This is a genomic window from Limosilactobacillus sp. (assembly GCF_051873075.1).
GTDB lineage: Bacteria > Bacillota > Bacilli > Lactobacillales > Lactobacillaceae > Limosilactobacillus.
The window spans coordinates 1-16,499 of record NZ_JBJEEM010000023.1; the positions used below are offsets into that span (position 1 = coordinate 1).

16 protein-coding genes are annotated in these 16,499 nt (G+C 50.3%); 4 read left to right on the forward strand and 12 right to left on the reverse strand.

Annotation, left to right across the window (positions count from 1 at the left end; all coding sequences use genetic code 11):
* From ACI31J_RS03020 to ACI31J_RS03045, 6 genes are all read right to left on the reverse strand, one after another.
* Positions 1–2,402, reverse strand: a 2,402-nt coding sequence (locus ACI31J_RS03020; protein WP_439772972.1) for a Cna B-type domain-containing protein, incomplete at its 3' end; no start/stop codon positions are given.
* Positions 2,403–2,783: 381 nt separating this feature from the next.
* Positions 2,784–4,445, reverse strand: a complete 1,662-nt coding sequence (locus ACI31J_RS03025) for an FAD-dependent oxidoreductase (RefSeq protein WP_439772973.1) — start codon at positions 4,443–4,445, stop codon at positions 2,784–2,786.
* Between the two features lie 14 nt (positions 4,446–4,459).
* Complete coding sequence (gene ahpC / locus ACI31J_RS03030; protein ID WP_439772974.1) at positions 4,460–5,023, reverse strand: alkyl hydroperoxide reductase subunit C; 564 nt, start codon at positions 5,021–5,023, stop codon at positions 4,460–4,462.
* 141 nt (positions 5,024–5,164) lie between these two features.
* Entirely contained in the window at positions 5,165–5,950 is a 786-nt protein-coding gene (locus tag ACI31J_RS03035) for a hypothetical protein (protein ID WP_439772975.1), read from the reverse strand.
* Positions 5,951–6,308: 358 nt separating this feature from the next.
* Complete coding sequence (gene rpsN / locus ACI31J_RS03040) at positions 6,309–6,578, reverse strand: 30S ribosomal protein S14 (RefSeq protein ID WP_104687942.1); 270 nt, start codon at positions 6,576–6,578, stop codon at positions 6,309–6,311.
* Between the two features lie 127 nt (positions 6,579–6,705).
* A complete protein-coding gene (locus ACI31J_RS03045; RefSeq protein ID WP_439772976.1) occupies positions 6,706–7,563 on the reverse strand; it encodes a metallophosphoesterase family protein in 858 nt (285 codons plus the stop codon).
* A gap of 130 nt (positions 7,564–7,693) precedes the next feature.
* Here ACI31J_RS03045 and ACI31J_RS03050 point away from each other — a divergent pair, with 130 nt between their 5' ends.
* Positions 7,694–9,058, forward strand: coding sequence for an MFS transporter (locus tag ACI31J_RS03050; RefSeq protein WP_439772977.1), 1,365 nt, complete (start codon positions 7,694–7,696; stop codon positions 9,056–9,058).
* Between the two features lie 62 nt (positions 9,059–9,120).
* Positions 9,121–10,338, forward strand: coding sequence for an MFS transporter (locus ACI31J_RS03055; RefSeq protein ID WP_439772978.1), 1,218 nt, complete (start codon positions 9,121–9,123; stop codon positions 10,336–10,338).
* Positions 10,339–10,669: 331 nt separating this feature from the next.
* Here the strand turns inward: ACI31J_RS03055 and ACI31J_RS03060 are convergent, their stop codons facing one another.
* Complete coding sequence (locus ACI31J_RS03060) at positions 10,670–11,296, reverse strand: sugar O-acetyltransferase (protein ID WP_439772979.1); 627 nt, start codon at positions 11,294–11,296, stop codon at positions 10,670–10,672.
* A gap of 100 nt (positions 11,297–11,396) precedes the next feature.
* Here ACI31J_RS03060 and ACI31J_RS03065 point away from each other — a divergent pair, with 100 nt between their 5' ends.
* Complete coding sequence (locus ACI31J_RS03065; protein WP_439772980.1) at positions 11,397–12,254, forward strand: AraC family transcriptional regulator; 858 nt, start codon at positions 11,397–11,399, stop codon at positions 12,252–12,254.
* A 135-nt stretch (positions 12,255–12,389) separates the two neighbouring features.
* Here ACI31J_RS03065 and ACI31J_RS03070 read toward each other — a convergent pair whose 3' ends face one another.
* From ACI31J_RS03070 to ACI31J_RS03080, 3 genes are all read right to left on the reverse strand, one after another.
* A complete protein-coding gene (locus ACI31J_RS03070; protein ID WP_439772981.1) occupies positions 12,390–13,019 on the reverse strand; it encodes a hypothetical protein in 630 nt (209 codons plus the stop codon).
* Positions 13,020–13,180: 161 nt separating this feature from the next.
* On the reverse strand, positions 13,181–13,531 hold the full coding sequence (locus ACI31J_RS03075) for a hypothetical protein (protein ID WP_439772982.1): 351 nt from the start codon (positions 13,529–13,531) through the stop codon (positions 13,181–13,183).
* 12 nt (positions 13,532–13,543) lie between these two features.
* Complete coding sequence (locus ACI31J_RS03080) at positions 13,544–14,569, reverse strand: lipoate--protein ligase (RefSeq protein WP_439772983.1); 1,026 nt, start codon at positions 14,567–14,569, stop codon at positions 13,544–13,546.
* A gap of 169 nt (positions 14,570–14,738) precedes the next feature.
* Between ACI31J_RS03080 and ACI31J_RS03085 the strand changes: the two genes are divergently transcribed.
* Positions 14,739–15,212, forward strand: a complete 474-nt coding sequence (locus ACI31J_RS03085) for a hypothetical protein (RefSeq protein ID WP_439772984.1) — start codon at positions 14,739–14,741, stop codon at positions 15,210–15,212.
* 97 nt (positions 15,213–15,309) lie between these two features.
* Here ACI31J_RS03085 and nagB read toward each other — a convergent pair whose 3' ends face one another.
* Together nagB and ACI31J_RS03095 are read right to left on the reverse strand one after the other, a co-directional pair.
* Positions 15,310–16,014 (reverse strand): glucosamine-6-phosphate deaminase, encoded by a 705-nt coding sequence (gene nagB, locus ACI31J_RS03090; RefSeq protein WP_439772985.1) that lies wholly within the window; start codon positions 16,012–16,014, stop codon positions 15,310–15,312.
* Positions 16,015–16,104: 90 nt separating this feature from the next.
* On the reverse strand, positions 16,105–16,499 hold a 395-nt coding region (locus tag ACI31J_RS03095), incomplete at its 5' end, for an MFS transporter (RefSeq protein WP_439772986.1).

Here is a 16,499-nt window from a genome sequence, read left to right on the forward strand (position 1 = left end):
GCGGGAGTATGAGTGTTAATAATCTTGTCACCATCTACGCTTGCTTGGTAGCCGGATGGAACATCGGCTTCTTCCCAAGTGTAGTTAATAGTTTTGCCACTAGCTTTTTCTGCTAAGTCGTCGACTGTGGCTTTCCAGTTGTTGGCGGCTGATACTTCTACCGTCTTAACAATCTTACCATTAGCCAATAAGTTAACCTTGATCGACTTTGGACGAAGACCATCTTGATCATTAGCATCGTCCCACTCCTTCGTTACTGTCTTGGAGATAGTAGCGGGAATGTGCGTGTTAGTAATCTTGTCACCATCTACGCTTGCTTGGTAACCGGCTGGAACGTCGACTTCTTCCCAAGTGTAGTTAATAGTTTTGCCACTAGCTTTTTCTGCTAAGTTGTCGACTGTGGCTTTCCAGTTGTTGGCAGCAGTTAATTCTACCGTCTTAACAATCTTACCATTAGCCAATAAGTTGACCTTGATCGACTTTGGACGAAGACCATCTTGATCATTAGCATCATTCCATTCCTTCGTTACTGTCTTGGAGATAGTAGCGGGAATGTGCGTGTTAGTAATCTTGTCACCAGCTACACTCACTTGGTAGCCAGCTGGAACATCGACTTCTTCCCAAGTATAGTTAATAGTTTTGCCATTAGCTTTTTCTGCTAAGCCGTCGACTGTGGCCGTCCAATTATTAGCGGAGGATAGTTCGACTGTCCGCACTACCTTACCATCAGCCAGCAAGTTAACCTTGATCGACTCCGGACGAAGGCCATCTTGATCATTAGCATCATTCCATTCCTTCGTTACCGTCTTCGAGATTAGCTTATGATCAATAATCGTTTTATTAATAATCGTCGTGCCTGACGTTGGGAAATCAGAAATCGTAATATCGTCAGCCAATTGATAGCCATCTGGCGCCCATACTTCATGTAGGGTATAGGTACCACGCAGGATATTACCGAATTTCAGAACACCATTAGTATCGGATGTTGCTTCGGCAATTACATCATTTCCCCGGAGCAGCTGAAACGTTGCGCCAGAAAGCGGCTGATTATTATCGTCAACCTTAGTAACAACCAAATTAAACGTCTGAATATTCCCGTGACCACCGCTATTAATTATCTTCAGCGTCTGTGGATAATCAATCGTTGAATGATTGCTAGAACTCAATGAAGCAGAATTATTAATAACTGTCCCATCGCTAGGACGCTCATCCGTATTCAGCTGGTTAACCGGCTTTCCGTTATAGAGCAGTTCGTACAGGATCAGAAAGCCATCGTGACTAACGTAGTTTCCCGTATCTGGGGATGCCGGATTCGTATTCGCGACAACCTGATTACCCAGGTTAATCGTAAAACTGGTACCAGCAGCATTAATTACTGGATTAATGTTGAGATGTTCAATCGCCCGATTATTCCAATCAGTACCATTCCACCACCATTTTACCTTGTAAATCTCAAAACTATCCGTCTTGTAGGTAAAGCCAGGGGTTTGCAAATGGTCAGCGATTACGGCATCCGTATACGTCACGTCTCCAGCCGGGTTTACCCGAATTGCATATTTAATGTTCCCCTTACTGAGGTCATTATTCATCGTATACTTACTGAAGCGTTCATCCGGACTAGCCGTGCCTGGAGCATAGCGAATCGTTAATGTCGGATGAGTGATGTTATTGATTGTAATAGTAATTGGAACGTCCTCACCATCGGATGTATGTTGCGGGTTGATTTGAACAGTAAAGAAAATACTACCTTGAGCGTCGCTTCCCTCTACATTGAAAACAAATCGACCCATATTGCCGACAATCGTGGCGGTTCCCAAATTAGTCGCAATCGTTGTCCCGCTGGTAATACTTAACTGATCGGGAACACTAAAGGAAAAGTAGTCCCCCGGACAAATATTATCTCCGGTAAAATCGTAGTTGATTTCAACCCGGATCGGCGTAAATTGATCAATCGTATCACCGCTGTTTATCGGCTGATTCGTATTACCATTCTTAACCGTAAGCTGAATGCTCTTCGGGTTAACCTGGTTAGTCGGCACAACCGTCAATGAACTCGCTTGCTCAGCTGTCGATTTGCCGCTTTCATCAGTAACTGCACTGTTCTCAGCAGACCGTACTGCCGTGGTTGCGGACTTATTTGCATTAGCTCCATCACTTTCCTCTGTGGAAGTGGACTGATTGGCCCGCTGAGAATTCGCGTTGACTAATGACGTTTGCTCAGTCTGGGCAGGCTGTTTTTCACCTTGGTTGGGGGCATTCGGCTGGTTAGTCGTCTGCAGCACCGTTACCGGTGTAGCGACCTGATCGGCACTAGCCGGAGCCACGAAAAAGAACGCCAACACTACTGTTAATACTGCGACAATAATTGCTGTCAAACGTCGACATTGTAATCTAAATTTCATTGTTCTCACCTCCTTTCTTTGATAATAAAATATTAGTTCTCGATAGTTTCAATTAAGATTACAACTATTAATTAATTAACGCAATTGGGCTATTCCAACGTTATAATTAACAATTATTTTATTTATATATAATTATTTCATAGTAAATGATATATTAAGCAATAAAATATCATTTACTAGAGAACCGTATAAAAAGTACCGCAAGATATAGTCATAAAATTTTAAAGTTAAACTATCAATTAGTTGCAAATATTATGCTAATAACTTAATTGTATAAAATAATAAATACTTTTTAAATGGTGCTGAAATATATTTCTATATAAAAATAGAAGCTGTCCATGGCGAATCATCTCACCATAGACAGCTTCTTCAGTTATATTATCATTGTTGTTCGTGCTTCTCGACAGCGGCAACCAATTCTTCAAGCGATTGGCTCCCGAAGATAACTGGGTCGTCACCGATCATCGTTGCCGGTACCGACATGATCTTCTTTTCTTTCCGCAGTGCTGGGAAGTGCTGCAGGTCAATCATCGTCGCGGTGATCCCTGGGTTCAGCGCCGCCATGTGTTGGCAGGCCGCTACGACATCCGGGCAGAAGTGGCAGGTCAATGATACCCCGATCCGGATATCAACCGGCCCTAGCTTCTTGATGCGGTCGACCATCTCTGGGGCGATCGTCTGACCAGGACCCGCCACGTTATAGACGCCGAGGACCAGCGAGTTCAATTCGTGACCGGTTGGGATGCCAGCGTAGTGGAGGCCGGTATCATCGCCATCCCCATCCAACAGTTTTAGCATTGGCAGGTAATTACCATTACCTTCAACGGTCGTTACCGTGAAGTGGTCATCGAGATCCGCAAACTCCGTAACGAAGCTGACAAGCTGCTGGCTAAGCTCACTATCGTTAGTGTTGACCTGGAAGGTGACATCCTTGGTCAGCCGGTCGAAAATCGGCCGCAACTGCTGGTCGATGTCTGCCGTCAGCCAGTTCCCCTCGTGCGGTGTGACCTCTTCCTGGTGATCCAACTGGGTTGTTTGACCAACCGTCTTAGCAGGTTTCTTGTCCACGGCCGCGTGGATTGGGACCCCCTGTTGTTGCTTTTGTGCCGTGACGTAGGTTTCTGCGGTAGTAGCAGCCGTGGCCCCGTCAGCCGCCGCCGTGATAATCTGGCGTAGTGGTTTGACGATCACGTCCCCCGCGGCATAAACGCCGGGAACGTTGGTAGCCCCTTTCTCATCGGTCTTGATATAGCCATCCTTACTCAGTTCAACAATCCCTTCAAGGTCCTTAGTCGCCGGTTGAGTGCCGATATAGATGAACATTCCAAAGGTGTTGTCACCCTTGTCGACATGGTAAACCGTCTCCTCACCAGTCTTGTTGTTAACCAGAGTAGCACTGGTCAAGTAGTCGTCACCATCAACCCGCTTAACTTCGGTATTATATTCAACGCTGACTTTCGGGTTGTTGAGAGCCCGAGCAGCGGTCAACGGTGGACAGGTAAAGTGGTCACCACGAACTAACACCGTGACGTGTTTACCGAACCGGCTCAGATAGTCGGCTTCTTCGGCCGCCGCGTAACCGCCGCCAACCACGAAGATCTGCAGACCAGTGAAAAGCTCCCCATCGCAGGTCGAGCAGTAGGCAATCCCCCGGCCCCGGAACTCAGCTTCGCCAGGAAAACCAACCTTCCGCGGGTTGGCCCCGGTGGCAATGATCACACTCCGGGCCTGGTAAGTCTGGCCGCTCTTCCCGGTCAGTGTCTTGACCTCACCCATCAGGTCGTACTTGGCGATCTGATCGTGCTTGATCGCTACCCCAAAGTCAGTTACCTGGCGCTGCATCTGGTTCATCAATTGGGTACCGTCGACCTTCTCAACGGCGGGATAGTTATAAACTACCGAAGTTGTCGTAACCTGGCCGCCGACCGTATCGCCCTCGATGATCAGGGTGTCCAGGGTTGCCCGACCGGCGTAAAGCCCGGCCGACAGACCCGCGGGCCCTGCCCCAACGATGATTAAATCATATAAATGTTGTTCAGTCATTGGCAGTCACCAGATTAAAGCTTGCCGACCAAGTCAAGACTTGGCTTGATTGAATCCTGACCTGGTTTCCAGTTGGCTGGGCATACCCGGTCACCGTGTTCACGAACGAATTGGGCAGCCTGGAGGGTCCGCAGAATTTCATCCGCGCTCCGGCCGATTCCCATGTTGTTGATGGTGTAGGATTGAATCTTGCCATCTGGGTCTACGATGAAGACTCCCCGGTAGGCCTGGCCGGCATCCTCGTTCAGCACATCAAACATCCGGGCCAGCTTGCCGGCTGGGTCCGCCAGCATGTGGTACTTGATCTTGCCGATCTTGTCAGAAGCCTCAGCCCAAGCCTTGTGAACGAACTCGGTATCTTCGGAGACAGAGTAAATCTCGGCATCAGCCTGCTTGAAGTCCTCATACTTATCTTGCAGAGCTTCTAGCTCCGTTGGGCAAACAAATGAGAAGTCAGCTGGGTAGAAGAAGAAGATACTCCACTTGCCCAAGACGTCCTTCTTGGTAACTTCAACCGTCTTGCCATCCTGATATGCGTTAACCTTAAAGTCTTCAATCTCATGTCCAACAAAATTCATGAATATCCACTCCTTAAATTAGAATCATTCTTAACTACGCCTTTATTATAGCTGATTGTGTGCAATATTCAAGGATTATTTTAGATTTATTCTAAATAAAAAGATCGCAACAAATTACCGTTACGATCTCTTTCTCTCATATTATTTAAGAATTTTCTTAGATCCCAGTGTCCATTGAAGTCCCCGCCAAATGGCCTGAGGAAGCAGGTGCCAATCTGGCTTTTGCCGGACCACCATTGGCAGGTTGTGATTGACCGCTTGCTTTTTGCCAGGCTCATCTTTCTTTTTCTTATCAGCGGTTGGCATCTCCTCCTTAGCTGCCTCAGGGACCATTGCCTTCTGGGCATTCAACGATTCGCTGGTTAACGCCGTATCAATTGGCTGAACTGGCACCGTTGCTTGTTCTTCAGCTGCCGTTGGCTGTGACGGAGCGGTTGCTTGCTGAGACATGGCCGGTGAGGTGGTCGGCGCCGTATCAACTGCCGGGACAGTGTCGACAGCGGTGGTCGACTGAGCCGGCTCAGTTGCCTGCGTCGGTTGCAGACTGGCCGCAGTAGATAAATCCGTGACCGCTGATTGACTAAGTGTGGCCGGCTGGGTTGCCGATCGAAAGGGCCTCACATTAGACTGCGGCTGGGCAGAACTTGGGGCCGGGGCCGTCGGTTGAGATTCCGGCTTAGTCAGCACGGGGTTGCTCTTCAAGGCCTTAATCGCGATGTTAATCGACTGAACCGCCATGTCCACCATCGTCTGGGGTGACAGCTGGGGCGCATCCCGGTCCGCCAGGATATCCTGCCCCATCTGGATCGTCTGGTCATAGATCTTCTGGGTCCGCGGCCGAGCGTCTTGATAGAAGACCGTCTCGTGGACCCGTGGCTGGTCATTAACCAATTTTTCCAATTCTTGATAATTAACCTGCTCGCTCATCCGGCTCCCCCGTTTCTCAATATGTTTCTGTCCCTAGTATAGCAGTTTTTAAGCGTGTGTTGGTAAGAAGCTGGAAAAAAGCACTAAAGCACTCCGTATGGCTAAGTTAGGAGAAGTATTGACACGGAACAGGCCGCCTATTTTAGATACTAGCGTCGATACGAAGCCAGCCCATGTTTTCCACGATTAAAAAAGGGGCTGCGACATAAGTCCTTTTATATAGACTAAAATTTTACAGCGCGGTACACAAATGGGCTCAAGCATTCGGAAATTCCGAACGCTTGAGCCCTATTTGTGCTCGCGGGGGCTCGAAGACGAAGTCGTAACCGACTTCTGTCTCGCTCCCTCCATCATCTAATTACCAGCTGGCCTTCCGAACACCCGGAATCTCACCCTTGTGAGCCAGGTTCCGGAAGTTGATCCGGGACATCCCGAACTTCCGCATGTAGGCATGAGGACGACCATCGTACCGGTCACGGTTGTGCAGACGAACCGGACTGGAATTGCGCGGCAACTTGGACAAGCCAATGTAGTCCCCCTTAGCCTTCAGTTCCTTGCGCTTGGCAGCGTATTTCTTAACCAGTGCTTCTTGATGATGTAATTTAGCAATCTTTGACTTTTTTGCCATATATAAGATGTTTCTCCTTTTAATATTGATCAGCGTTACATTACAACAACAATATCAAAACATCTGCGATAATCATTCATTATCTATTATGACAGTTTCCCTAACTTTTTACAAGTGAAATGGCCGCTTATTTGGTTAAGTTTTTCTTAAAGTGCTCGTATTCAGCAACGTAGTGATAACGGTCGTTATATCCTTGCAGCAGCTCATCGTCATGGGTGTAAGCCAGCCCGGTGTCCATCATCTTTTGGTAGAGGCTCCGGTATGGCAAATCACTCTTGGCGGCCAGGGCCTTCTCCTGATTCCGGTCGTAGGCGACGTGGCGGAAGCTGGTGGCCGCCATCCCCAGATCGTCAACCTCTAAAATCAGGTAGTGAGCCCGCAAATCCTTCTGCAGGGCCGGCCAATGGTTAAAGGGTTCACCCACGGCTCCCGGGTTGAGGACGATCCGTTCATCGGTCCCGTAACGAAAGAGGTCGTGGTGGACGTGGGCATAGATCGCCACATCGATCGCCGGCTGGTCGGCTGGGGTAGTAAACAGCTGGTCGAAGTTGGCCGAGTCATTCGTTGGGAAAAGGTCCTGACCCATGTTAAGGTCCGGCAGGTTATGGGAGATCCCGAAGTTCAGCGGACCGACCTGGCGGGTCATCCGCAATGGCCAGGAGGCAATCTCATCGATGATTCCGGGGGCGGCCTGTTCAGCCACGTACTGGGCTAACCGGCCGAAATAGACGTGGGACGGTTTTTCCATGTCCATTTTGCCCCGGGCACCAACGACAACCAAGTCATCCCAGTTGCCCCGCACCATGACCGTCGGCGCCATCTGTTGCACCAGCTTCCAGACTTCATTGACACTCGGGCCCGGCATCAATAGGTCGCCCACAAACCAGTATTCATCCACGCCCTGCTCTATGCTATCTTGATACATCGCCTGCAGGGCCGTTAGGTTGCCATGAACGTCTGAAAATACCGCAATCTTCTTTTTCACCTTGCTACCCTTCCTTTCTATTATATTAATATAGCGGAAGCCGCCCAAAATTACCACTCAATTGTCCCTTGACGATCGGGCCGGAATTAGTGATAGACTGGTTAGGACACCATTATGAAAGGAAAGTATCATGTCACAATCGCAAACCGTTCAGATTAGCAGCCACACCCGGCGTATAATCACCATCATCCTCCTGCTATCGGCCTTCATCAGCCTCGCTAGCCAGACGATGATGGTCACCGCACTGCCGGTCATCCAGCATGACCTCCATGTCTCCTTAAACGCCGCCCAATGGTTGACTACCGGGTACACCCTGATCATCGGGATCGTTACCCCGCTCTCGTCCAACATGTACGATAAGTTCACCAACCGCCACGTCTTCCTCAGCATCATCGGCACCTTCATCGTGGGGACCCTGCTGGGCTGCTTTGCCACCAACTTCTTCACCCTGCTTCTGGCCCGGCTGATCCAGGCCTGTGCCAGCGGGATGCTGATGTCGTTTCAGATGACCACCATGATCACCATCTACCCGATCGAGAAGCGGGGATCCATCCTGGGGCTCTCCAGCCTGGTGATCTCGGCCGGTCCCGCCATCGGGCCAACCCTGGCCGGCTTCATCCTCCAGGTCCTGTCTTGGCGGTGGCTGTTCATTTTGGTCCTGCCGTTCATGGTCCTAGCCTGGATCGGCGGCTACTTCAAGCTTGCCAACTTCACCGAACCACGCGACATCAAGATTGACTACCTGTCCGTCCTGATCTCCCTGATCGGGTCTGGTCTCACCCTGGGGAGCCTGACCGCCTTCCAGATGAATGCCTGGATCGGGCTGGGAATGCTGATTGTCGGGCTGGCGGTGATTGCCGTCTTCGTCAAACGCCAACTCCACCTTACTAACCCAATGCTCAAGGTTCAGATTTTCAAGTACTCATCGTTTCGCCTGATGACCATCGTCGGCATCTTCGCCTTCATGGTCCTGCTGGGGACGGAGCAGCTGATGCCGATCTTCACGGAAAACGTCACCCACACCGGGAGCTTTGTCTCCGGGCTGATCCTGCTTCCTGGTGCAATCTGTAACGCCATTGCGGCCTCGATCGTCGGCCGAATCTACGACCAGTATGGTCCTAAATGGCTGATCATCACCGGCGGGGTCATCATGCTGCTGGCATCGATCCCGCTGGTCACCATCTCCCGGGGCTCCTCACTCTGGGTACTGACGATTGCTTACGCCGTCCGGATGATCGGGAACGCCTGCGTCTTTAGTCCGGCCTTATCGGAAGCCTTCTCCCAGCTGTCGCGGACCGAGAACAGTCACGGGACCGCTCTTAACAATACCCTGCGCCAGGTTTTCGGTGCCGTTTCGGTCACAATGCTGGTCGTCATCGCCGGCATCCCTTCGTCCTTGATCACCGGGATCCGGATTTCCATGTGGGTCACCGTCCTGCTGGTAATCCTGATGCTTTTGACCTTCGCCCGCTACCTTTCAACACAAAAGAATTAACTTTTGCGTGATTTGCGCGTATCCTAATAATTATACTCAATTAAGGAGGCTTTTTTCTGCTAATGGATTCTCCAGCAGCAACAGGCAAATTCCCCCGCGGGTGGCACCGGACCTTCTATACCCTTTGGCTCGGCGCCTTCATCACGGGGATGGGCTATTCAATGACAATGCCCTTCATTTCACTTTTCATTAACGAACTCGGTCACTTTAGCCGCTTTCAGCTGAATTTCTATTCCGGGTTGGCCTTTGCCATGACCTTCATCAGTCAAGCAATCGTCTCCCCACTTTGGGGAAGCTTAGCCGATCGGAAGGGGCGGAAATTAATGTGCATGCGGGCGTCCGGAGTGATGGCCTGCACCATCTTCGTTACCGGGCTCTCCCAGAGTGTCTGGATGATTGTCGGCATGCGATTTCTTCAGGGGGTCTTCTCCGGTTACATCAATAACGCTACCGCGATGATGGCCGGCGAGACGCCGCACCAACGTTCCGGTTGGGTCATGGCCGCGATGTCGACCGCCGGGGTGGGTGGCAACCTGGTTGGCCCACTACTCGGTGGGGCTTTGTCTGGCTTCTTCGGCTACCGGATTCCCTTCTTCATCACCGGGATCCTGATGTTTGCCGTCTTCCTCTCCACCTGGTTGCTGACCACGGAACACTTCAAGCCGATCCAAAAAGCGGCTATGAAGCCGATGAAAGAAATCGTCGCGGAACTCGACAGCCCCAAGCTGATCTTCGTGATGTTCCTAACTACCATGATCGTGACCGCTTCGACGATGTCCATCGACCCGATCATCAGTCTGTACGTCCGGTCGCTGATGCACAATCACGGTAACGTGGCCTTCGTCGCCGGGGTGGTGGCGGCCACGCCTGGTCTGGGGACCCTGATCGCCGCCTCCAAGATCGGGCACACGATGGACCGGATTGGCCCGGAGCGGGTCTTGCGGGTCGGCCTGGCCGTCGCCTTCGTGCTCTTCATCCCGATGACCTTCACCCACTCACCTTGGTCACTGGCGTTCTGGCGGTTCCTCTTGGGGCTCGCCAACGCCGCCCTGATGCCGGCCGCCCAGACGGTCCTGACTCTGGACGTGCCGACCGAGGCCTTCGGGCGGATCTTCAGTTACAACCAATCCTTCCAGGCCGGTGGCGCGGTGCTGGGCTCCCTATTAGGATCCACCATCTCCGGACTGTCCTCCTACCCAATGGTCTTCGCCGTCACCGGTTTGACGCTGTTGATCAACCTAGCACTGGTACTGATGGTGCGGACACCGAAGAAGGCCTGATACCTACTGCGCAGTGGCGGGCTTAGGAATGACGGATTGGCTAAGATACTGCGAACTGCACGAAAATTTATATCCTAAGCCATTTAAAAATGGTTCAATGAAGGGACTTAATCCGGTCCCTTCATTTTTTATTCAACAAATTCACGCATAATTTGCAACTAACAGCATCCCTTTTTTGACGTAAATAAAAAAGGGCTAGCCGAAGCCAGTGCCCAAATCAACAATATCATTTCTTCATTTGCCTGGTTAGCTTGCCATCATATCTAGAAAGCCAGACGATTACCAGGATAACAACTATCAACAGCGTAATAATATATTTCATAAGCCCACACTAATTCCCATTTTGGATTGTTTTCCAGGCAACATCATCAAATTTTCTATTCTTAAAATAATAAGGCTTATCAGCTTCCGTTATTTCGCGCAAGGTGTGGCACGGATTACCGACGGCGACTACATTATCGGGGATGTCCTTGGTAACTACACTTCCCGCGCCAATTACGACGTTATTGCCGATGGTAACCCCCGGACACACGGTAACGTTTCCGCCCAGCCACACGTTGTTGCCAATTGTGATCGAAATTCCGTATTCATATCCAGAATTCCGACTGACGGGATGGATCGGGTGGCCAGCCGTGAAAATATTTACCCGGGGACCAAACATGACATGATCACCAATCACCACCTTGCCAACGTCGGAGATTATGCAGCCGGTGTTCGCATAGAAATAATCGCCCACCCGGATATGGCTTCCGTACTCACAGTAGAATGGCGGTTCCAGGTAGATTTCCTTGCCATACTTCATACCGGACTCCGCAATCAGCTTTCGCCCCTTCTCGAGGTCAAAGGGCATTACCCGATTGTATTCGCGAAAAACTTTCTTCGCCGTTAATTGCTCTTGTAATACTTCCTTAGTGGCAATATAAGGCATCTCATTGTCGCGCCGATATAGATTATCCATTTCAATCCTTCCTCCTTTGTCAATGAGTAACTATAATTATATTTGCTAGCAAGCCGTAAAACTATTAAAATAGCGTCTAAAAATATAAGGATATTGTTTTATGAATTTTAACAAGTTAGAAAATATCAATTATAGTTTCAACGATTATCCGGTTCTAATTGAATATGCACGGTTATCATCTTACCCTGATTTTCGTGCGCTCAACCATTGGCACGATGATTTTGAGTTTACATACATTATTGATGGTCAAATGAATTACAACGTTAATGGTACCGTCATTCCCCTGCCCACGGGCACGGGAATCTTTATCAATTCAAAACAGATGCATTTTGGCTTTAGCAAGGATCGCCAAGACTGCCTATTCTTGTGCATTGTCTTTAACCCGACCTTATTGTGCGTTAACGCCGCCCTTGAAGAAGAGTACGTTACCCCGATTATTGCCAGCAGCCATCCCTTTCTAAAGTTAAGCATGCACCAGCCAACTCAAAAGAAGATCTTAGCGGCTTTACTGGCATTAAGGGATTCCGCACAGTCCAAATTGCTAATTCAGGCTAAGTTGTTCGCCATTTGGCACGACCTATACCAAATCTTCCCTAAATCTCCCAATAGTGTTTCAGAAAGCAACAGTGACTTTTCGTTGTTAAAGGCCGTCCTGATTTTTATTGAAAGCAATTATCAAAAGCGCTTAACCCTAGCCGACCTATCTGAGCATTTTGCCGTCAGTAAGAGTAAGCTCATCAAATTATTCCACCGCTACCTTCAGCAAACGCCCATCGACTACCTAAATAGCTTCAGGATCAAAAAGGCGTGCCAGCTATTGACTACAACTGAGCTCCCCATTACCGAGATCAGTTTTAACGTTGGGTTTAACGACAGCAGTTACTTTGCAAAGACTTTCAAGCAAAAAATGCGAAAGACGGCCCGCCAATATCGCAAGGAACACGCCGAAAATAATTAGCTATTACCGTAAGGGGCGCTATCGGGAGTTATCGTCGCAATTAAAAAACGCCTGTCTCAAAGACAGACGTTAATTTTTTATTTCAGGCCAACGGGTATCCGCTACGGTGCCCCAGTTGGCATATAAATGAATTGCCTAATATTCCGTCAGGTGGCTGCTGAGCTGGCAACGGGCTCCGACCTCTGGTTGCGAAATCGTTACGAGTTGGTCGGCGGCCAGGACCACCCCATCGACTGCCAACCGTTGTGCCCGCAGGATTGCCAGCTGATCAGCTGCCTCAGCGACCAGTTGGACCGTCGGGAAGAGGTGGGCCAGTGCGGTGCTGACAATCAGGTCGTAGTAGCTGGTGGCTGCCCCCATCACGATGATCAGCGGCGTCTGGGTGGCGGTGGCTTGGTCCAGAACCCGTTTAACGGCCTGCCGAGTTGCCACTCCGGTGATGGCCAGCGGCACTCCTTCCACTAGCAGGTCGTGGATCAGGGCCGTGTTGAGCTGGCCCGCCGTCATAACGGGAACCTGAACGTAAACATTGTCCCCCACCAGGCTCAGCTCTTCTGCCTGAGCCCGCATCTGCTGCAGGGTGGTAACCGTCAATGGGAGGAGAAGGCGGTGGCTATCAAGATCGCTAGCCAGCCGACGAACGTTCATCTGTGGGCTGAGTCTCCTAAGGACGAGGCCACAGCTGCCATCGACTGCCGCAGCGGTAGTGAGAATTGCTGGATCCGCGCTACTGATGAAGTATCCGCCCTGAAATGATGTTTGCAAAATAACAGCTCCTTTACAACTAGACCAATTTTTAATACACCGCTATCATGAACGAAGATAGTCCGATTGTCAAGGCATTTTGTACAAGTTAGACCAATGTTATATTTTGCACAAGTAAGCCCAAACGCCACCCGGCATTTGTCGGATGGCGTTTTGAAAATTTAGGCAGGTTTAATCTCGACCAACAGCGGGTTGGTGGCCTTGGTCAGGCTAGATGGGTCATCTTGATATTCATCATAGACCCGGCTGATCTGCCCCTTGATCGGGGACTTAAAGGTTTCAACGGCCTTGCCCCCTTCGATGTCAATCAGCTGGTCGTCGCGGTCAACGGTTTCGTCTACCTTGGGCGTCTCCAAAAAGGTGATGTCACCCAGCTCGGTAATTACCTGGCTATCGAGGCCAACTTTGACCGTGCCGTTGTCCTCCTGCCACCACAAACCGTTTTTCTCGCGGTGGACCGGTGCCTGACGGCTGAAGAGGTTTTTAAACCAGTTAAGGATTGCTTGCCACATAGTTATCCCCCCTTAATCGGCTAGGATCAGGTCGGCTAGATCATCTGGGCTGACCTTCCCGAGGTTGGCAGCCAGGTCGCTCGCCGTCAATGCGGCAACCAGACTCTCCTTATCCAGCTTAGTCCCAATCAGGTGATTTTCAACGACGTGGGGATCCCCGGCCGTGAAGAAGTCACCATAGATTTTTGCTTCGGTGATCTTGCCATCCTTCTCGTTAAAGTTGAAGGAAACGGTCCCAATTGGGAAGTGCTTGGAAACGTAGTGCTTGAAGCCCGGGTTCTTCCCGTAGTTCCAGGCATCGGTCCGGTACTGCTTGTCAAGCCGCTGGTCGATGATGGCCCAGTCGTGGTCGGTCAGGTGGTAGGTCTCAACATCGTCCATTGAATCGACTCCGAACATGTGGCAAAGAAGGTAGTTCCTAAAGTCCTCGGTTGTCCAGTCCTGATACTTTTCCGGCAGGTATGGTTTGATGTTGGTAACCCGGGCGTCAACGGACTTGACCCCCTTGGAGGCTAACTTGTCTTTTTCAGGAGTCAGGACCTCACTGGCAGCCGTCATGTCCAAGTCGAACATGACCGTGCCCCCGGCCGCGTAGGAATTGTCCCCCTTGACGATTGCCATGCCAGAGAATTTCTTGCCGTCGATCGTCATATCGTTCCGGCCGCTAACTTCGGCAGACTTGATCCCCAAGTCGTGCAGGGCGTCGACTACCGGATCACCAATAGCGTGGAAATCGCCAAACTTGCTGGTGTCCCCCACCACGATATTTTCAAAGACTAGGTTGCCAAAGTCGTGGTAAACGGCCCCGCCACCGCTGGACCGCCGTACCAGCTCGATGTTGTGCTTCTTGAGGTATGGAAGGTCAATCTCGGCGTAAGCGTTTTGGTTAACCCCGATGATGACGGATGGCTGGTTGATGTAGCAGATCAAGCCGTGCCCCTTCAAACGCAGGTCATTGATCAGGTAGTTATCCAGCGACTGGTTGACCAGCGCATCGTGGACGGGCTTGCCGTTACGGCTAGTATCGATAAAAAACATCATTAAACACCTTCTAATTAGTTTGCCATTGTTCTGAATACGTTTACAGTTTATACCAAATCAATGATAATTAACAGTATTTAACCTTGTGACTATCGAAACATACTCTTGTTCTCAGCATGGCAAACGTCCATAATAGGTTGTGGACTAATATGGGAGGAAAATAATTATGAACAAGCTTAGTAAATTAACTGTCACCTTGGTCGCCAGTCTGGGGATCGCCAGTGCCACCACGGTTGCCATTAACCAATCCCCGGCCCTGTTGAATGTCCAGGCGGCTAGCAGTGAGAACCTTGACCTGGCCAACCGCGATATCGCTAGCTATCTCGATAACTGCCAGCAGTACGAGGCTAGCGACAAGCAATTCAGAGGTTTCACCAGTATCAAGCAGATCACCTACACCAGCAAGCACACCATCCGGGTCGACGTCAACGATGACATCTTCCAGCTCAGTAAGTCCCGGCGTAGCCTCCTGATCGATATCCTGCAAAATGGGGTGATCAGCACGCTAATGGACAACGACCTTGCTAATTTCAACCAGTCCACCGTCCAACAGGGTTGCAAAACGACAGTCTACCTGAACAACCAGGTAATCGGCCACAGCGTTGGGCATAATTACCGGCAGATTGAATGGAGTAAATAAAAACGGGCTCAAACGTTCGGAATTTTCGAATGTTTGAGCCTATTTGTGTACCGCAAGGTTAACTTTTAGCTTATATAAGGGGATTTATGCCCCATTTTTAAAGCCGGCTAGCCGCTGCCTTATCCAATACCAATGTGACGTCCGAGTGGCGCTGGAGAATGGATGCAGGGACCGTCGGGGTTACCGGTCCTTTGACGGTTTGACGAACCGCCGCGGCCTTCTCCTTACCAAAGGCCAGCAGGATAATCCGTTTGGCAGCCATGATCGAAGCGATCCCCATCGTGTAAGCGTACCGCGGCACCTGATCCGGGTTGTCAAAGAAGCGGGCGTTTGCCTTAATCGTCGACTCCGTCAGGGCCACGTGATGCGTATGACTGTCAAACGACGTCCCGGGCTCGTTGAAGCCAATGTGGCCATTTTGGCCGATTCCTAGTACCTGCAGGTCAATTGGATGCTGGGCCAGCACCCGGTCGTATTCCCGAGTGACTGCGGCAGCATCTGGGTTGACCCCGTCCGGGAAGAACGACTCCTTGAACGGCTTGGCACTAAATAAGTGCTTTTGCATGAAGTAGTGGTAGCTCTGCGGGTCTGTTGACTTCAGCCCCACGTACTCATCTAAGTTGACCGAGGTACACTGACTAAAATCAAGGTCACTCTCCCTGATCAACTTATAAAGTCCCAGTGGAGTACTCCCCGTCGCCAGGCCCAGTACTTTTAGCTGTTCCTGTTTTGACAGGCCGTTCACAATATCAAAGGCCCGAGCACTAGCTGCCTGCGCCGTTTTTTCCGTGATTATTTTCATTACAATCACCTCACCTGTTTTGTTCCCGATTCTACCACGAAACTAAAAATCGCGAAAACCTATAGCAGATTTTCGCGATTATTTTATTATTTAATGCGCCAGCTTCCGCATCCCCGGCAGCGCCTGCATGACCAGGAAGGAGAGGATGTAAAGGGCAGACAGGCAGCCCATCGTGACCGCCAGGCTGTAGTGGTCCATCAGCAGGCCAATCACCACTGATGAGAATCCACCGATGGCCCGACCAACGTTCATAATGATGCTATTGGCAGTTGAACGAATCTCAGTTGGATAAAGCCGACTGATTACCGCTCCATAGCCACCGAACATCCCGTTGGAGAAGAAACCGATCAGGGCTCCGGCTAGAATCAGGGCAACCGCACTCTTGACCATCAAGATCGTGAACATGACGGAAGCGGACCCGATCAAGAAGATCCCAAATGCCCAGCGCGGACCAAAGTTATCCATGATTGTCCCGAAGACCATCA

What these genes read in the sequence shown, in the direction of transcription:
- ACI31J_RS03025 (WP_439772973.1), bottom strand. Translation starts at nt 4,445, where the DNA reads ATGACTGAACAACATTTATATGATTTAATCATCGTTGGGGCAGGGCCC.
- ahpC (WP_439772974.1), bottom strand. Translation starts at nt 5,023, where the DNA reads ATGAATTTTGTTGGACATGAGATTGAAGACTTTAAGGTTAACGCATAT.
- ACI31J_RS03035 (WP_439772975.1), bottom strand. Translation starts at nt 5,950, where the DNA reads ATGAGCGAGCAGGTTAATTATCAAGAATTGGAAAAATTGGTTAATGAC.
- rpsN (WP_104687942.1), bottom strand. Translation starts at nt 6,578, where the DNA reads ATGGCAAAAAAGTCAAAGATTGCTAAATTACATCATCAAGAAGCACTG.
- ACI31J_RS03050 (WP_439772977.1), top strand. Translation starts at nt 7,694, where the DNA reads ATGTCACAATCGCAAACCGTTCAGATTAGCAGCCACACCCGGCGTATA.
- ACI31J_RS03055 (WP_439772978.1), top strand. Translation starts at nt 9,121, where the DNA reads ATGGATTCTCCAGCAGCAACAGGCAAATTCCCCCGCGGGTGGCACCGG.
- ACI31J_RS03060 (WP_439772979.1), bottom strand. Translation starts at nt 11,296, where the DNA reads ATGGATAATCTATATCGGCGCGACAATGAGATGCCTTATATTGCCACT.
- ACI31J_RS03065 (WP_439772980.1), top strand. Translation starts at nt 11,397, where the DNA reads ATGAATTTTAACAAGTTAGAAAATATCAATTATAGTTTCAACGATTAT.
- ACI31J_RS03075 (WP_439772982.1), bottom strand. Translation starts at nt 13,531, where the DNA reads ATGTGGCAAGCAATCCTTAACTGGTTTAAAAACCTCTTCAGCCGTCAG.
- ACI31J_RS03080 (WP_439772983.1), bottom strand. Translation starts at nt 14,569, where the DNA reads ATGTTTTTTATCGATACTAGCCGTAACGGCAAGCCCGTCCACGATGCG.
- ACI31J_RS03085 (WP_439772984.1), top strand. Translation starts at nt 14,739, where the DNA reads ATGAACAAGCTTAGTAAATTAACTGTCACCTTGGTCGCCAGTCTGGGG.
- nagB (WP_439772985.1), bottom strand. Translation starts at nt 16,014, where the DNA reads ATGAAAATAATCACGGAAAAAACGGCGCAGGCAGCTAGTGCTCGGGCC.